Raw genomic sequence first — 16,743 nt, forward strand, 5'->3', positions numbered from 1 at the left:
TACTTTTTTAGATAAAAAATCATCCGATCAAGCACTGCCGTTGATGGCTGATACGCTTAAACCATCTAAAGAAATGGTTTTGTCATCTAAATGTCTAATCTTGATGATCTTTCGCTCCGATGGAAGTAGGTCAAAGAAATTATCAGAAAAAATAATCTTTTCTGCCGGAAGTTCCAGTTTAACAAAACGCGCAAAACAATCTGTCCGAATTTCTACTTCTTGTTTTTCCGGCATCACTTTTACTTGCAATTTCGCCTTAGGCAGCTGAAGATCTTTATGATTTCTTAGGTAATAATAGTTTTCCTCTGCTTTTTTATTCAACGATTTTAAGCGGACGACAACTTGTTCAGCAGGATTGCCTTGTAAAACCTCCGCTTCTGTTAAAGAAGCAATTTGAACCGAAGCATTTCCTTTCACATGGATCAAAAATTCTTTCGAATACACTAACTCGCCATTAAATCGGAACACTTCGAATACCAGCGTATCTTTCACATCTTCTAATCGGTCATTCACAACCCATAGATGTAAATCATCGCCAGGGTCATGTTCAAGCGTATATAAAAGAGGGGCATTAAATTTTTTACTATAATAATATGAAGCCTTTGGCAACAAGTAATAATCGATCATCGACCAACTCGTGCCAGGCCAGCAATCATTCAATTGCCAGATTAAAGCCCCGCTTGTTTGCGGTTTATTGCGGCGGTAATGTTCCATTCCATACTTTAAACCTTCAGCCTGTGTGAGCATCGAATAATTCATGTATTCCTCAACATTTTTTGGAATGCCGGTATATCCTTCCATTAATAAGAGCCCTTTTTCATGATGAAAATCTTTATTGCGATATGCCAATTCATCGCTGCCCCAATAAAAAGTTCCCTCAGGCAGATTTTTTTCCAGCGTATAACGATTGGCAGAAGCATGCATGCCAAACTCGCTGCAAAACCGGGTGCGATCTTTTTTATAATTTCGAAACGAAACCCCCTCCACACTGATGTTTTGTCCTAAATTCTGACCGAATTTTCGAGGTTCCACATTCCCGTGCCAAACTTGCCAATTATGCCGGTCGCCTTCCTCTTGTGAGTTGTGGTCATTGCCGCCATATGGCGAACTTGGCCAATATGGACGGGAAGGATCTAATTCTTCCAGTAGTTCAGGAATTAACTCATGATATATTTTTTCTCCATAAAAAGGAGTGTGAATTTTTCCAGCGGCATGCTCCACTTCATACAACCAATCGTTTTCGTTATTTCCGCACCATAAAGCGATGCAAGGATGATTACGAAGCCGCTTAATCACCGAAATCACTTCTTCGCGGACGTTTTCCATATAATTGCGGTTGTAATCCGGGTATAACGCACAGGCAAACATAAAGTCCTGCCAAACTAAAATACCTTGGCGATTGCATTCTTGATAGAAAATGTCTTTTTCATAAATCCCACCGCCCCATACACGCAGCATATTCATATTTGCTTCTTTCGCAAGCTGAATAAGATGACGATAGCGTGATTCCGGTACAGATCCTAAAAAGCTGTCAATAGGAATCCAGTTGGCTCCTTTCGCAAATATCTCTACACCATTTAAAACAAAGGTAAACCGCGGATTCCCTTCGCGATCTCTTTTCATTACTTCCACCGTACGAATCCCAATTTCTGTTTGATATGTGTCTAGAACTTCCCCTTCCCATTTTAAAACGACGGATAATTGATAAAGATTCGGTTCTCCTAAATCATGCGTCCACCAAAGATTTGGATTGTCGATGTTGAAAGTGAGTGTTGCTCGATTTTGATCAATATTTACGGTTTGGAAAAATTGTTGTTCTCGATCTTTTAACGTCACTTCCGCCTGTAAACTTTTTCCCTTAACAAAGTTTTTGGTGTAAATATCGATTTGAACAATGGCCCGAGAATCTTTCAAGTCAAGTGTTCTTGCGTAAACACTTTCGATTTTGGCAATTTTTCTTTTTTCTAAACGCACCTCTTTCCAAATTCCTACCGTTAGAATTTGCGGACCCCAGTCCCAGCCAAAATGATATTGAGCCTTGCGCGCCCATATGCGATCTTTTCCAAATCCAGCCCAATAATTTTTCTCTTTCTCCTTTAACTGATAGGAAACGGGATTAAATTTCACTGCCAAAACATTTCTTCCATCCACTATTTCTCTAGTAACATCAAAAGTATGTGAAATGAACATATTTTCCGTAGTCCCTAATTCCACTCCGTTTAAATAAACAGTCGCAAAGGTATCTAAGCCTTCAAAAATCAACTCTAACCGTTCCTCTTTGTCTAGATTGTTTTTATCAAATGTAAATTCCGTACGATACCACCAAACCTTTTCTTCCACCCATTTCGATTTCAAATCATTGTAGCCGAAAAAGGGATCATCAATCAATTTCTTTTCCCGTAAAATCGAATGTACATCTCCTGGCACCTTTGCTGGTATCCAAAAGTGATCAATATAGTTTGGATCTGCAATCGTTAAATCCCTTACCTGTCCTACATCAAAATGCTGTATCTTCCAATTTTTATTGATCAACAAGGGTTCATTCCTCCTTCCTGTAAAGAAAAAGAGACCAAACCTTGTTTCATATCGTTCACAGGCGGTCTCTATAAAAAACTTTTTTCGACATCAGTTATATTTTTCCAACAAACCATCACTTCAATACAAACTGCATTCCCTCTTTAAAGTTTTTGCTAAAGATAATGAATAGGACGAGAATTGGCAATGTCAGTAATACCGAAGCCGCATACATCGGTCCTGGAAACGCTCCATATGGACCAAACATTTGAGCGAGCAATACATTTAACGTTAACATATTTTCACTGTTAACCACCAGCATATCCCATAAAAGTTCTACCCATCTTTCCATAAAAAGGAATAGGAATATAATGGTTGTAATCGACTTAGACATTGGCAAGACAATTCTAGCAATAATGGTTAATTGTCCTGCTCCATCCATTTTGGCAGCTTCAATTAATTCATCAGGTATACTGCGGAAAAAGTTAGTGTACATAAATATCGCCCACAAATTAACGGCCTTTGGCAAAATCATAGCCCAATAGGTGTCGTACATCCCAAAGTAACGGATGATTAAAAAAAGTGGAATTAATAGGATAACCGCTGGATAAAACATTTGAAACAAAATAATATTGTTGATCAAACGGCTGCCTTTAAACTTTAATTTAGCTAAAGCGTATCCTACTAGGATCGCTGTCACCATCATTAGCAAAGTGGAAGATAAAGTCACAACAAAGCTGTTAAAAAAGGCTCGGAGCCACGGTCTAGGAACAACATCATCCCCACCAGTAAATAACCACTCATATGAACGCAAGGTCAACTTAGTTGGAATCATTTTACGGTCCACTTGATCCCATGGGGCCAGAGAATTTAAGACCATATATAAATAAGGAAACACCATGATGATAAGGATAACAAAAGCCAAAATATACAACAGCGTGGTCTTTAATTTCTTACTCCCAACCATGTCTGGCACCCCACTTTTCCAAAAGCTTTCGAAACACTAGAATAGAAACGAATGTGACAACAGAGTTTATGATTGCTATTGCCGTTCCATATCCTGCATTTAATCTTTCAAATGCCTGGTTATAAATTTCTAACTGCCATGTATGCGTGGAATAATCTGGCCCTCCACCAGTTAATACATACGGTTCAGTAAAAATCCCAAACATTAGACCTACTGCTAAAATGGTGACAGTATAAAACGCTGGATGCAACATCGGGATAGTGACGTACCAAAATCTTTTCCAACCAACAGCACCATCCATTTCGGCTGCTTCATAGATTTCTTTAGGTATACTTTCTAAACCTGATAAAAACAGCAGCGCATAATAGCCCACAAATTTCCACGCCATCATAAGGGCAATGACTAGTGGCGCTAAAATTGGAGAACCTAACCAATCAATATCTAAACCTAAATGCTTACGAAAAAAAACGTTTAATGGACTGTTATAAGATAACACCCCATTGACAACAATGGAAGAAGCCACTCCTGATGCCAAATAAGGTAGGAAATATCCTACAGCAAACAACCCTTTAAGTCTAGGCAAAGAATGAATAATTAAAGCTAAAAGGAGTGAACCCGCAATAACGATGGGAACAAACATGAGCATAAATTTATAAGTTACCAAAAATGCGGCCCGTACGCTTTTGCTAAAAAAAGCTTCGAGAAAATTTTGAAATCCGACCATTTCATAATCAGGAGCAATGATGTTCCAATTTGTAAAAGCTAAATAAACAGCCCATAGCAACGGAAACAGAAAGAATATGAGTGTATAGATAAGGTAGGGGCTGGCAAAAAGCCACCCCAACCATGTTGTCTTTTTATTCATTTACTTTAACACCCCGTTAACAGCCTTTTTCATATCTTTCCAAGCTGTTTCAGGATCTTTTTGGCCTTTGACAACAGGATTTAAGGCCTCTTTACCAATCAATTCTTGAATTTCTACCGTTTTTTCGTTATCCACAGGTGGAATTGCGTTTGGAATGTTTTCCGCATACTGTTTTAATTGAGGGTTTTCTTCAAGATAGGATGCAAAAGCTTCATTAGTTGATAAATCATCACGTGCAGGTGGCAAGTTTGTTTGTTTGAACCAAGCTAAATCATTTTTCGCATCTGAAAATACCCATTTAATAAAGTCAAAAGCTGCTTGTTGTTGTTCTTTGCTTGCAGAAGCATAGATGACAAGGCCTTTTGTATCTGCAAATGTTTTAGAATTTGCTGGATCTACGCCGTCAGGCACAGGCGGCAACGATAATACATAAGTTTCATTGAACTTCATTTCCGGGAATTTCTCAGCCCAGTATGGGAATGTCCATGGCCCAAGATCCACCATAATGGATGTACCTGTTTCAAACGGGTCAGTCGCTTCTCGAGTTAAAAGCAATTTATTCTTGCTTAAATCATTAAAGAATTGGAGTGTTTTTACACCGGCTTCGTCATCCGCAATAAATTTGTTTCCTTTAATAAAGTTATTTCCATTCGATGCTGCATTGTACAACATAAAGAAGTCAAACCATCTTGCCCACCATGTCGGTTTTACTAAATCAGCTCTCGCCCAAAGAAACTTATCAGGATATTTTTCTTTCAATTTCTTGCCAACTTCAATGACTTCACTATATGTTTTTGGCGGTGCATCGTATCCAAGTTCTTTTAGAATATCGATTCTCCAACCAAACAACATGGCATTAGAATAAATCGGCAAAACATATTGATGGTTGTCTGCAAACTTCCAGCTTGAAATGGTTTCCTTCATTTGACGTTTATCAATTAACTCATCAAAACCTTCAAATTCATCCAATGGCACAATCGCACGGCTCGCCGCTAACTGAGCTGCAAAACCGCGGGAAATGTTTTCAGAGACCGCAGGCGCTTTCCCTGATGCAATCGCTGATTGAATCCCTGCTTCAGAAGTAGGGCTTTCCGGCATTGGCGTAACCTTAATTTTAACGTTTTTATTTTCTTTCATATAAGCCTCGGCCATCTTTTTCCAGAAAGCTTGTTGTGTAGGGTTTGGCGCAGCCCAGAACTCAAATTGAACAACTTTGCCAGCTTCATCGTCTTTTGCGTTTTTCTCTTGATTCCCATTTTGCCCTTGACAACCAGTAACAATAAGAACGGCTGCCAGCAATAAGGCGATGAGTTTCGCAAAACCTTTCTTTTTCATGTTTACTCCCTCCCACATTAATTTAATTTATAAATACTTTAATTTTGACATGATTTCCTGCAGACTAAGTTCCGCGCCGGCAATAGATTCATCAGCCGCGCCATAGTAGATTCTAACGGTATCTCCTTCTACAACTAAACCACAAGTAAAAACAACATTACCGAAGAAGCCGCTTTTTTCATAATCTTCCTCAGGTTCTAAAATAGGCTCTTCCGTTTTGGCCAGAATTTTGGCGGGGTTATTGAGATCCAAAAGAACGGCTCCTAAGCAGTAGCGATCATTTTTATCAGCAGCATGATAAATTTCTAACCAGCCTTTATCCGTTTTAAACGGAACAGCACCTCCGCCAATTCGCCCGCTTTCCCAACCCTTTTCACTAAGGCCTAACAAATATTGATGATTCCCCCAATAACGAAGGTTATCTGATTCTGCAATCCAAATTTCAGGCCTGCCAACTCCTTTTGGCACAGGTCGATGTAACGCATAGTATTTTCCATTAATTTTTTCAGGGAAAATTGCCACATCTTTATTTTCAGGAGGAAAAATTAAACCAAGGCGTTCGTAAGTCACAAAATCTTTTGTTGATATAAGTCCTACACCAATGCCTTCTGCTGATGCTGCACTATATTGAATATAATAAGTATCATCGATTTTAGTTACGCGCGGGTCTTCAACCCCCCATGCTTCACGTTTCGTTTCGGGATAAATAAAAGGTTTCTCATCAATGGTGAAGTTGCGTCCGTCTTTGCTGCGTGCAATACGAATATAAGATATAGACGTAAGATACGCGACTCTTCGATTGGGATCGTTGTAAAAAATGACTCGCGGATCAGAAAAATCAAATCTCGAATCATCTTTATGTAAATCAATAATTTTCAGCTTTCCTTCTCCTCTTGAAAAATCAATAACAGACGTTCTGACAATATTCGGATCTTCACTAATGGGACGTTCAGCCACACGAAGCAATAATAAAATTTCACCATTGTATTGAGCGACACCAGCGTTAAAAACTCCTATCACTTCATGATCTTGATGGAATGGTTTTACATCGCCAGGAGTAATTAACGGATTTTCCGGAAACCGCTTGACTTTCACAGTAAATCTCCTCCAACTTCTAATATGTATTCCATAATAATTTCCTCTTTTTTCACTAGAATAATGGAACGAAAGCTAATTACCTCATCAGTTACTTAGAAAAGATTGCGGCTTTATCTTTTTAATGTATTTCCAATAATGTCAGAAAGCCCTGATTAGATGTACATCCCAGCGAAAACATTTTAAGATTATTTATGTAAAAACCAAATATATTTGTAACGTTACATATCATTTTTTTAATTATCGATTTGTAATCTTTACAAGTAAATTATTCCATCTTTTATTTTTATAGTCAATAGATTTGTTAGGTTCATCATCACATTTATAATTTAGAAAAAAACACTTACAATTCCAGAAATAATGCTTGGATGTAATGCTTTGTAAGTGAAAGAAAAAATTCATCTGATGGGTATTTCCCTCCAGCTATCATCATCCTAGGATTGAATAGGAATCATAGAAAATAATGAAGAGGAATTTTTCATTAAAAGCTTTTTCTCATATGTAAAAAGCTTATGTTAACCAAAAATTACATACATTATTTAACTTTTGTAACATTAAAAAAGACCTTGATTTTCTGTTTTTAAAATGAAAAAATAATGTAATGAAATTTGCCGCTCTACTGAATAAAAAGAACTTTACCTAAAAAATTTAACAAGTCCATTATCATTCCAATTCTGTTCATTTCATATTACAATATTAATTGTCACTCTTCCCCAGATTTTATGGCATTATCAATCACAATATTTCATTCATTAGATTTTATACAATTGTAATCATGCCAACTTATTCATATGACTTGTTTTTGTGATACAAATGTTTGATATTTTAATGCTTTCCTAAAAATGAATAATGGGTGTGGAATATGAAAAAGAGAGTAACAATGCAAGATATTGCCGATCGATTAAATATATCAAAAAACTCGGTATCCCAAGCTTTAAGAGGAAAAGAAGGGGTGAGCGAAGAAACTCGCGAGCGAATTAAACGTGTGGCCGAAGAAATGGGGTATCAATATCCAGGAGCGCGCAAGAAAAAGAAACAAGGAAGAACGGGGAACATCGGATTAATCGCTTCGGATTTAACATTTTCCTTAAAAAATTTTTTTGGCGAAATTTACTTGAGCATCGAAAAAGAAGTCGTAAAACGAGGCATGAACTTACACATCCAATCGGTTAATCAAGAACAAAAAGAACAGCTTATTTTGCCTTCATTTATCGAAAATAAGATGGTAGACGGAATCTTAATTCTTTCTCACATCAGTACGGAATACATTAATAAAGTGATTTCAACCGGCATTCCAACCATTCTTGTTGACCATCATCATCCTAATATCCACGCGGATGCCGTATTAACGAATAATCGCTTTGGCGCTTACTTGGCCGTACAGCATTTAATTGAATTAAATCATCGCGACATTGCTTTTGTCGGCAATGTAGAATATTCTCCTAGCTATGAAGAACGCTATGAAGGATATTTGCTCGCATTGCGGGAATATGGCATTGAACCAAATGAAGAGTTTATTTTCAAAAATGCGGAAGAAAAAGAAGAATTGATACTTCAGTACATTAAGCAATTAGAGCGGCAACCGACTGCTTGGTTTTGTGTCAATGATGCATTAGGATTTTTAGTCAACTCATGCTTAAGGCAGCAAGGCATTCAAGTTCCTGATCAAGCATCCATATGCAGTTATGATAATGGTCAATTATCGAAAATCTCTACGCCAAAAACGACGACAGTTGATATTGATTTGGAACTTTATGGGAGAAGAGCGGTCGAACTGCTTTTTTGGAGAATGGAAAACAAAAACGAGCCGTTCCAAGAAATCCTTCTCTCTTCCAAACTAATTAAAAGGGAATCGACCACCTTCGCACCAAAGCGTTCGTAAAAAATGACATTCAAGGGGCTGTTCCCAAACTTTTGGAATTCAGCCCCTCCTCATTTCATCGGCAAAAAAACGGATCACACGCGCACTTTTCGGGGAAATCAGTATTTTACGGAAGCAATTTCAGATCTGCCCAGCGCGGATGTGCTTCGAGACGCCGTTCCATGTCACGGAATGCTTCTTTAGGCAAGTGAAGTTAATCTCTTAAAATATTATGGGAAATTTAGGCTATCTATTCATAGCGCTATATAAGCGTAAAATAGCTCTTGCACAAGAAATCTCGCCAAAATAACAATGTCATCCTACATCATGAAGAGAGATTTCTCATGCAAGAGCACCTTCATTATCCACGAGATTTCTCTGCTTTGAACCATTGGCGGACTCCTTCTTGCCTCGCGCAAACTGTGAGTTTCCACCGAGATGGATCGTCAAAAACGAAACAGATGAGGCGTTTTTTTTCTTTGTTAACCGATCTTCTTCCATTCTTTCAACCTGTTTACGCTTGTCGCTCTTGGTGTGCCCTAGAGTATTTTCATCCTTCAATCTCTCGTGCCGTATGTTCCCAATCTATTTTGAAAAGAGGGGTGAGAGGCATTTTGCATTTCACTTTCTTTTGCAACTTGTCTTATTGATTTTAATTTGGCGGACAGCTCCATAAACCAGCTTTCATCCTTGGTTAGTAAAGCCAAATCAATTAATGCCTTAATCTGTTCCTCATCATCAAAGGTCGACATTGGCAGTTTTTTAACCCAGTGCTTCAATGTTTCAACAGTTTTTCCAATGATTTGCTCATTATCACAATCCATCACCTTTATTTTGACAGTTCCTTGTAATGAATTTACTGCTTCAATATAACCGTATATCAATTCTCCATTTTTTGTTTTTCCTTTTACCCAATCCCCTACTTCCACTGGTGAATGATTGATTATATCCATTGAATTCACCACCACTTAAAGTGTTATAATATCTTTTAAAAAAGACTCGCAATTGGGAACACGCCTTCTGTAACAAAAATTATTACATTTTATTTATAGAAAATCAAATAATTGAATTTATCATAAATTTATTGTAAATTTATCTTTACACTCTTCTTACGATCATTAGAATGGCGGTTTTCGTATAAAAATTATGATAAGAGAGCGTTTTATTTGCGATAAAGAAAAAAGGAGGGCTGTTTTCTTTCGGCGTTCAAGTTCTCCTTTTTTTATCCTATTCATCTTTCGAAGCTTCAGGCGTGACAGGGACGCACTCTATGATGATGAAACACTGCCCCGGTAAATAAAGAACAGCGCCGCCAACATCAGTCCTAGACCAAGCAGGCGTTTAACATTCATCGGAATTTTTTGCACGCCGAACAAGCCAAAATGGTCAATGATAATGCTGATGACCATTTGGCCAATGATTGCCGCAAAAATGGTTAAGGCCACCCCTATATTCGGTACAGAAAGAATGGCAAAAGTCACAAAAATGGCTCCTAACAAACCGCCAAGCAAATTCCATTTAGGCACTTGAAACAAATGAGTGATTTGCCCTTTGCCAAAAAATAAGACCAAAAATGCTAAAAACAGCGTGCCGACAAAAAAGGAAGTAAATGCTCCTTCCACACTGCCGATTTTTTTACCGAGGCTTCCGTTTATAGGCGCCTGAATCCCCGCCATCATCCCTCCCAACAAGGCTAAAAGAATGTACAAAAACTTCATTTTACTCCCTCCTGATAAGTGATTAATTACAATTTATCATATTCCCATTATAAAAATGATAAAAATTGCTTATATAAACAGAATTATTATAATTTTATGTCAATATTTGAGTAAAAATCAAAAAATTAAACATAGTCAGACAACACCAGTTTATTTTCTCTCTACATTTTTATTTAACATCCTTATCCCCATGATTCCCAAGCTATCAACCTCTTATTAACGCATGAGTAGGTGAATGAGTACCTATAAAATGTGGAAACATATAAAATAGCCCATCTGCCTTTTTTATGGTTGAGTCGAGTCTATCATAGGGTGTAAGGAAACGGACTTTTTTATGCACAATTTTTGTATAACAATAAGTTTTGCGACACGCTATTGACAAACAGAAGAAAATCATTATATTTTAAAAACGTATTTTAATACTTAACTACACAAAAGCGTAAAAGCACAAAAGCTTAAAAGCGTTTAAGCAGAAAAGTTTCAAAAGGAAATTTATTAAAATAAAAAAGCCGCTTTCATCTTAACCATCTTTGGTCATTATTTTAGCTTTTCTCGCTAGTAAGTTTATTTTAGTTTTATAACTCTATTAATATTACGACAGGAAGGCAGGAACAACATGGAAAAAAAACACCAAGATTTAAAGAAAGGTTTATTACCTAGGCACGTCCAGTTTATTGCTCTAGCAGGCATGATTGGAACAGGGATTTTTAAAGGAAGTTCAGACACGTTAAATATAGCGGGGCCAAGTGTCGTTTTTGCTTATTTATTAGGAGGCCTATTATTATTTATTGTGATGACGGCATTGGCTGAGATGGCTATTGTCTATCCCAATTTAAACGTCCAGCATCTTGTATATAAAGCTTTTGGATTTCATATATCCTTTATCGTAGGATGGCTTTATTGGATCAATTGGACGATTGTCATCATTGTCGAAATTTTAGCGGCAGGAAGCTTCCTCAAATATTGGTTTTCATCCGCACCTTTATGGCTTTTAAGTTTCCTTTGTACCGTCTTGATCGTCGGAATTAACTTGTTCCATGTAAAGTACTATGGGGAGATTGAGTTTTGGTTCGCGGGAATTAAAATTATCGCATTAACCGTTTTTATTATTTTAGGTTTTTGTATTTTATCAGGCATCATTCCAAGCACGATTGATGATCCTTTGTCTAACTACACGGAACACGGCGGGTTCTTTCCTCATGGAATCGGAGGAATGTTGAGCGCCTTTTTAGTCGTCATGTTTTCATATGGCGGGGCGGAGTTAATTGGTGTCGCTGTTACAGAAACGAAAGATGCAGAGAAGGTATTGCCCAAAGTAATCAAGGGAACCGTATGGAGAGTCATTCTTTTTTATATTCTTCCTATTCTTATTATATGCGGTTTAATGCCATGGAATAAAGTTTCGGGGGAAGAAAGCCCATTTGTTCAGGTATTGAACATCACTGGGCTGCCTGGAGCAGCTCATATCATGAATTTTGTTCTTTTAACAGCCGTTTTATCAGCGGCGAACTCTGGGATATATGCGACTTCCAGAATGTTATATTCAATGGCCCAAAGCGGTGAAGCTCCAAAAAGGTTATTAAAGATTTCCAAACAAGGAATACCGATAAACGGTATTATCATAACAGCAATATGTATATTGTGTGGGGTATTTTTAGCTTATATGACTCCGGAACAAGTCATCAGCTATTTAATGACGATACCTGGTTTTACGGTTCTTTTGGTTTGGATGAGCATTTGTTTAGCTCAGCTAAAGCTCCGTTCCCAATATAAGGAGAAACCGTTCTTCCAGGTAAAATGGTTCCCATACACAACGATATTAGCCATTGTATCTTTACTGATTATCTTCATCTCTTTTATATTTAATAAAAATAATATAATCGGTTCTGCCGTTTGCCTTGTCATATTATTGCTGCTCACCATATTTTCTTTCATGAATAGAATCGGAAGAGAAAAAAACAGCGAATATAACAAGGAAAAAAAGGGTCTCGTGCAACATCTCTAAAATTTGGGCATTACAAGTATTTATTTATGATTGTGGCGATATCTTGTTATTAGCGTTAAAAAACCTCGGATGGAATAGATCCGAGGTTTTTTGATTGCAGATTCGTAATTTTCGTTTATCTTTGAAGTCCAGGATATTGCCAAATTCCAGAAACTCTAAACAGGTCACGGTAGATCACAAGCATTTCATCTTTCGATACTTTGTGTGCTTCTTCTATAGATGGATAATCTAAATAAACCACATTGGTCAACTACCCAACGGCTAAAGCCGTGGGCTTGCAACTAGCCTAATTGGCTGCCGCGTTCGGCTGGTTGACAGCAGCCCTGCGGATGTTTTCCGCAGCCACGTTGTCGGCAGGGGCAGCGTACCCACAAGCTCGACAACAAAACTGATCCCTTGACGGTCTGTTTTCTTTGGCCACATGTCCGCAAACCGGACAGGTGCGGGAAGTATTTTTTGGATGAACCAATACCACCGGCACGCCAGCGATCGCCGCTTTATACTCAATAAACTTTCTCAACTGATAAAAAGACCAAGAAGAGTGTTGACGACGCTGTTGCTTTTTAACCGTTTTCTCGGTGCGTTGGCGGATGCCCTTTAAATCTTCAAGGGCAATGCCGCATCCGAGTGCCTTTGCCTTTTCAACAATCTTCTTGCTAATGCAGTGGTTCACATCACGGGCAAATAGTTTTTCCTTCTTGGAACGCTTTTTAAGCAGGCGTTTCGCTGACTTGGTGCCTTTCTTTTGGAGTTTGGCGCGAAGTTTCGCATGGCGGCGGCGCAGCCCGTTGACCTTCGAGCCGGAAAATACCTCACCGGTGCTATCGACGGCGATATTAATGATGCCAAGGTCCACACCGATAAATCCGTTTTCGGAATTGGGCTGGCCTTCGGGAACGTCCACCACGAGCAGTAAATAAAAAATACCGTTTTGAAGGACTAAATCGGCTTGACCCCGAACACGGTTGCCGCACAGCAAACCTTGATGGTAGCGGCTAATGACCATAGGGATTTCCATTCTTCCTTGCAAGGTAAGGATGGAAGCATACTCTACCCCTTTAAAGGACAGGATTCTTTCATCATACACGATGGCACCGGTTTCTTTAAAGTTATGCAAGGTTTTTTTATCCAAACGATAGCTTTCCGACACTTTGCCGATGGCACGAACGGTCATTTGGGCAGAGAGGCCAAATTTTTCCCTGACGTCATAGTAGCAAAGCCGCTGGATTTTCGTTTTGGAAAAGGTTCTGGAGCGAAAAGCAATCTCGCTAATATAGTTGCATGCTTGGTTAAACCGTTTCATTGTTTCCAGCAGCGCATGAAACTGTTCAAGAGTTGGCATTATTTTAATCTTGAGAGTGCAGAGCATTCTTGATTCACCTACCTTTCTAAATCCAGTGTACTTATATTGAACGAAAAATTCAATATATATCGAAAATATAAACCCCGCCTTCCTCCCACTGCTTTAGCTGTGGGAGGAAGGCGGATGTTCTCGTGAAAAAGCAACAATCGCTCCGCCAATACGATCGTAATCGTATAAGTAGTTGGATAAATATTGCACGGTATCATCCAAAATGCTCTTCTTTGATGCGGTCAGAATACCTATATAAGGCCCGATTAGAATTTCATTTCCCTCCCGCCGGATTTCGTAACGGCCGCTGAGAGGAATCCTTAAGGACTCAATCACCCCAATCGATAATTTCATTTCGTTTTCGTTTAACCTAGAAGATATTTTCAGTTTAATTTCTAACGCTTGGATGCCAAAACGAAGAAACCATTTTTTTAGGGCGGAAATATTTTTTTGTTTCGCGGTGTTCGGATGGATCGCCAAACAGTCTTGAGCCTGCAGGTCCGGAATGATTTTATATTTCGGATTCATCGCTATCCTCCCAGCCAAAACCGGCAATAGAAGTTGAATAAAGAATGGGTTCGTAACATATCCGCCGGTAGATGTCATCATCCAATGTTTTAAATCCTTTAAAGGTTGGGCGAACATTAGCTTCTATAAACCAGCAATGTTTTTGTTGATCAAGAGCAAGATCCAATCCAAATTCAGCAAAATGGAATCCTGTTTGATCCATCATTTTGCAAAACTCCATCGAAATGAAGTGAATATCTTTTCTCACTTGTGTGGGATCCACTTCGGTACCAAAGGCTAATGTTAACGCTTCACTCAACTCAAGCGCTCTGCCTCCATTGGAAATGTTCGTAATCATCTTCCCCGTCCCCGCAAGTCTGCACTCTATTCCATTACAAACCCACTGCTTCCATCTGTTTTTTTGCATCACTACTCTTATATCCCAGGGACTGCCATCGATTCGCGCTAAATCCAAAAAAGGCTGAATGATATAATCGCGTTTTAAATATTTTCCTTCGTGCAAATAATCCTCCAATTGTGATGCGGGAATCGTAAAATTGGTAAACTGTCGATAATCATGAACTTCGAGGGTCCCGTCAGGCTTGGATGTGATAATCGATATCCCTCTGCCTCTAGAAAGCTTATTCGGTTTCAGAATGACTTTTGAATATTTATGAAGAAACGCTGATAAGCTGTCAACACTTAATAATGCCGTTTCTGGCAAATATGGGTTCAGCCGATCATTTTTCTTTAACTGAGTATACAACTGCCATTTATCAAACCTTACAGCATTAAATACTTCCCAACTGGAAACGTCGCTGCATTCGTTAACGAAATTATTCCTGGAATTAAATCCTCTTCGATAAACAACCGATGGCAGAGGCAATTTGCCATATACCCACTTTTTGTTCTCGTAGTTGAAGTATAGGCCATAAATACACTTTTCTCGCCAGCTCATGGAGCAGTGCCTGAACGCGATGAAAAGCCCCCCTACTTTTTCATAAACCCCCATAGCATCCGTTAATTCCTTTAATCTGCGATGGTGATAATAATAATGCTGGTCGCCAAGCAAAAAGCCAATAACTGGACCGATATAAATGGTTGTGTTGGTATAGCGTATTTGATACGTGGCAGATTTCTGAATCAAAAGCTGATCAAACACATTTTGGGAAAGCCGGATCAGAGCAGGATCATCAAAATGATCTCCCGTACATTCATCAATGGAGGATGAAGCTTGGACTGTGATGGGGATTTCGTTTTGGCCAAATATCAGTTTAGTCTGAGTTTTCAATTTGTCTGCCAGATTTTTTGAAACATATATCGTATTTCCTGAATCTTCAATCCCCCCCGTGTCCTCTCTCTCCACTTTGATCCACTTCATCTCGTTGCCCCCTTTCCGTTACGTGGTTATGCATAAGAAATAACAGATAATGAAAAGCATTATTCAGAAGGTTCGATTGTGCTTCCGAATCCATGTGACGATACAAGTATGGATCTTGTTCAAAACCAGCAACGCAAATGAGGTAGGGACAACCATTCTCATCAAATATATAATCAAGTGTACAACTCCCCATGAAGGGAATGTAAAAATCTAAAAATTCTCCTATTCGTAAAGAAACATCGGCTAATGTTTCCTCAACATTTTTGTTATGATAAGGATCGCAGAGTATATCACTTATTTTAGAAGAACAGAATGCATTTCTTGAAAATATGCCGTTCTTGGCCGCTATGGTTGTGACGGACCATTCGCCATTTGCATCTTTTTGAAGATAGATTCTGGCTTCTAAGGGGCCGTTCTCCCACTGAAAGCATTCGATTCCCTTCATTAGAATATGTTTTTTGTTGTTCGTCATTTTTTGGATATAGTTAATAATATCGTTCTTTTCGCATATCTGTCCGTTTTGGCCGATACAAATCATGTAGTTGTCGTTCTGAGTTTTTTTGATAACGACAGCTTTTGGTGGATGGAATGTTTTTTCCGGCAGAAGAAATAGCGTATCGTACTTGTGAAGATACTCCGTTAAAGTGGCGGCATTTAAGGCTGCTGAAGGCAAGAGAAATTGTTCAGAGCCTGTTAAAGAGGCTAACATTTCGAAAATGATGCCCTGAACAAAACGATTAACAGGATTGATGACCATTACGTTTTCCATTTTCCTTAAGTTTCTCATTTTTCCAATTTTATCTTCGGTCGAATGAAGGGCAAAATTATAAATAAGAGAAGGTAATTCGCAAAATCCTTGACTTACCTGATCACCTTCTATGATCGTGCCGCTAATGGCCTGCTCCTCCAAATCCAGATTTTCTAATGTAAACAAGACGGTTCTTATGTTGTATTCTTCTGATAATTTGCTGAAATGGACAATCATTTTTGGAAAAATGTGCTGCTGTTTTTTTGCATTATATATAAAACCAAAGTCAACGGTTTCTGTTTGCACTAGTTTCACCTCTTTACTTCCGATCAGATAACAGCTTTCAATACTCTATCTTATGACTGCGTCATTTATTGGTGTATAAGTCCAAATAAA

General features: G+C 38.5%; 13 protein-coding genes. 2 read left to right on the forward strand and 11 right to left on the reverse strand.

Going from position 1 to position 16,743, the window contains the following annotated elements; genetic code table 11:
- Positions 1–27 precede the first annotated feature (27 nt).
- The 5 genes from FNL97_RS10020 to FNL97_RS10040 form a co-directional block, all read right to left on the reverse strand.
- Positions 28–2,535 (reverse strand): beta-mannosidase, encoded by a 2,508-nt coding sequence (locus tag FNL97_RS10020; protein WP_143415708.1) that lies wholly within the window; start codon positions 2,533–2,535, stop codon positions 28–30.
- A gap of 115 nt (positions 2,536–2,650) precedes the next feature.
- Positions 2,651–3,481: a carbohydrate ABC transporter permease gene (locus tag FNL97_RS10025; protein WP_041269645.1), complete on the reverse strand. Its 831-nt coding sequence runs from the start codon at positions 3,479–3,481 to the stop codon at positions 2,651–2,653.
- The gene (locus FNL97_RS10030; protein WP_143415709.1) at positions 3,468–4,346 is read right to left on the reverse strand and encodes a carbohydrate ABC transporter permease; all 879 of its coding nucleotides are present in this window, start codon (positions 4,344–4,346) and stop codon (positions 3,468–3,470) included. The genes FNL97_RS10025 and FNL97_RS10030 overlap by 14 nt, the downstream gene beginning before the upstream one ends.
- The gene (locus FNL97_RS10035) at positions 4,347–5,681 is read right to left on the reverse strand and encodes an extracellular solute-binding protein (RefSeq protein ID WP_015863735.1); all 1,335 of its coding nucleotides are present in this window, start codon (positions 5,679–5,681) and stop codon (positions 4,347–4,349) included.
- A 27-nt stretch (positions 5,682–5,708) separates the two neighbouring features.
- Entirely contained in the window at positions 5,709–6,776 is a 1,068-nt protein-coding gene (locus FNL97_RS10040) for a BtaManbiosPhlase (RefSeq protein ID WP_062678081.1), read from the reverse strand.
- 862 nt (positions 6,777–7,638) lie between these two features.
- Here FNL97_RS10040 and FNL97_RS10045 point away from each other — a divergent pair.
- Positions 7,639–8,658: a substrate-binding domain-containing protein gene (locus FNL97_RS10045; protein WP_143415710.1), complete on the forward strand. Its 1,020-nt coding sequence runs from the start codon at positions 7,639–7,641 to the stop codon at positions 8,656–8,658.
- Positions 8,659–9,194: 536 nt separating this feature from the next.
- On the opposite strand, the gene FNL97_RS10050 is transcribed toward FNL97_RS10045, so the two are convergent.
- Both FNL97_RS10050 and FNL97_RS10055 read right to left on the reverse strand, forming a co-directional pair.
- Positions 9,195–9,590, reverse strand: a complete 396-nt coding sequence (locus tag FNL97_RS10050; protein WP_143415711.1) for an IDEAL domain-containing protein — start codon at positions 9,588–9,590, stop codon at positions 9,195–9,197.
- A gap of 315 nt (positions 9,591–9,905) precedes the next feature.
- Positions 9,906–10,355 carry a DMT family transporter gene (locus tag FNL97_RS10055; RefSeq protein WP_143415712.1) on the reverse strand — a complete coding sequence of 150 codons (450 nt, stop codon included), beginning with the start codon at positions 10,353–10,355 and terminating at the stop codon, positions 9,906–9,908.
- Positions 10,356–10,971: 616 nt separating this feature from the next.
- Here FNL97_RS10055 and FNL97_RS10060 point away from each other — a divergent pair.
- Positions 10,972–12,360: an amino acid permease gene (locus tag FNL97_RS10060; RefSeq protein WP_143415713.1), complete on the forward strand. Its 1,389-nt coding sequence runs from the start codon at positions 10,972–10,974 to the stop codon at positions 12,358–12,360.
- Between the two features lie 286 nt (positions 12,361–12,646).
- Here the strand turns inward: FNL97_RS10060 and FNL97_RS10070 are convergent, their stop codons facing one another.
- The 4 genes from FNL97_RS10070 to FNL97_RS10085 form a co-directional block, all read right to left on the reverse strand.
- Positions 12,647–13,729, reverse strand: coding sequence for an RNA-guided endonuclease InsQ/TnpB family protein (locus FNL97_RS10070; protein WP_143415714.1), 1,083 nt, complete (start codon positions 13,727–13,729; stop codon positions 12,647–12,649).
- Between the two features lie 96 nt (positions 13,730–13,825).
- Complete coding sequence (locus tag FNL97_RS10075; RefSeq protein WP_143415715.1) at positions 13,826–14,239, reverse strand: hypothetical protein; 414 nt, start codon at positions 14,237–14,239, stop codon at positions 13,826–13,828.
- Positions 14,223–15,599, reverse strand: a complete 1,377-nt coding sequence (locus FNL97_RS10080; RefSeq protein WP_143415716.1) for a YheC/YheD family endospore coat-associated protein — start codon at positions 15,597–15,599, stop codon at positions 14,223–14,225. The genes FNL97_RS10075 and FNL97_RS10080 overlap by 17 nt, the downstream gene beginning before the upstream one ends.
- On the reverse strand, positions 15,556–16,653 hold the full coding sequence (locus FNL97_RS10085; RefSeq protein ID WP_143415717.1) for a YheC/YheD family protein: 1,098 nt from the start codon (positions 16,651–16,653) through the stop codon (positions 15,556–15,558). Before FNL97_RS10085 ends, FNL97_RS10080 begins: the two co-directional genes overlap by 44 nt.
- Positions 16,654–16,743: the final 90 nt, after the last annotated feature.

The sequence above is a fragment of the Geobacillus sp. E263 genome (assembly GCF_007197795.1).
GTDB lineage: Bacteria > Bacillota > Bacilli > Bacillales > Anoxybacillaceae > Parageobacillus_B > Parageobacillus_B toebii.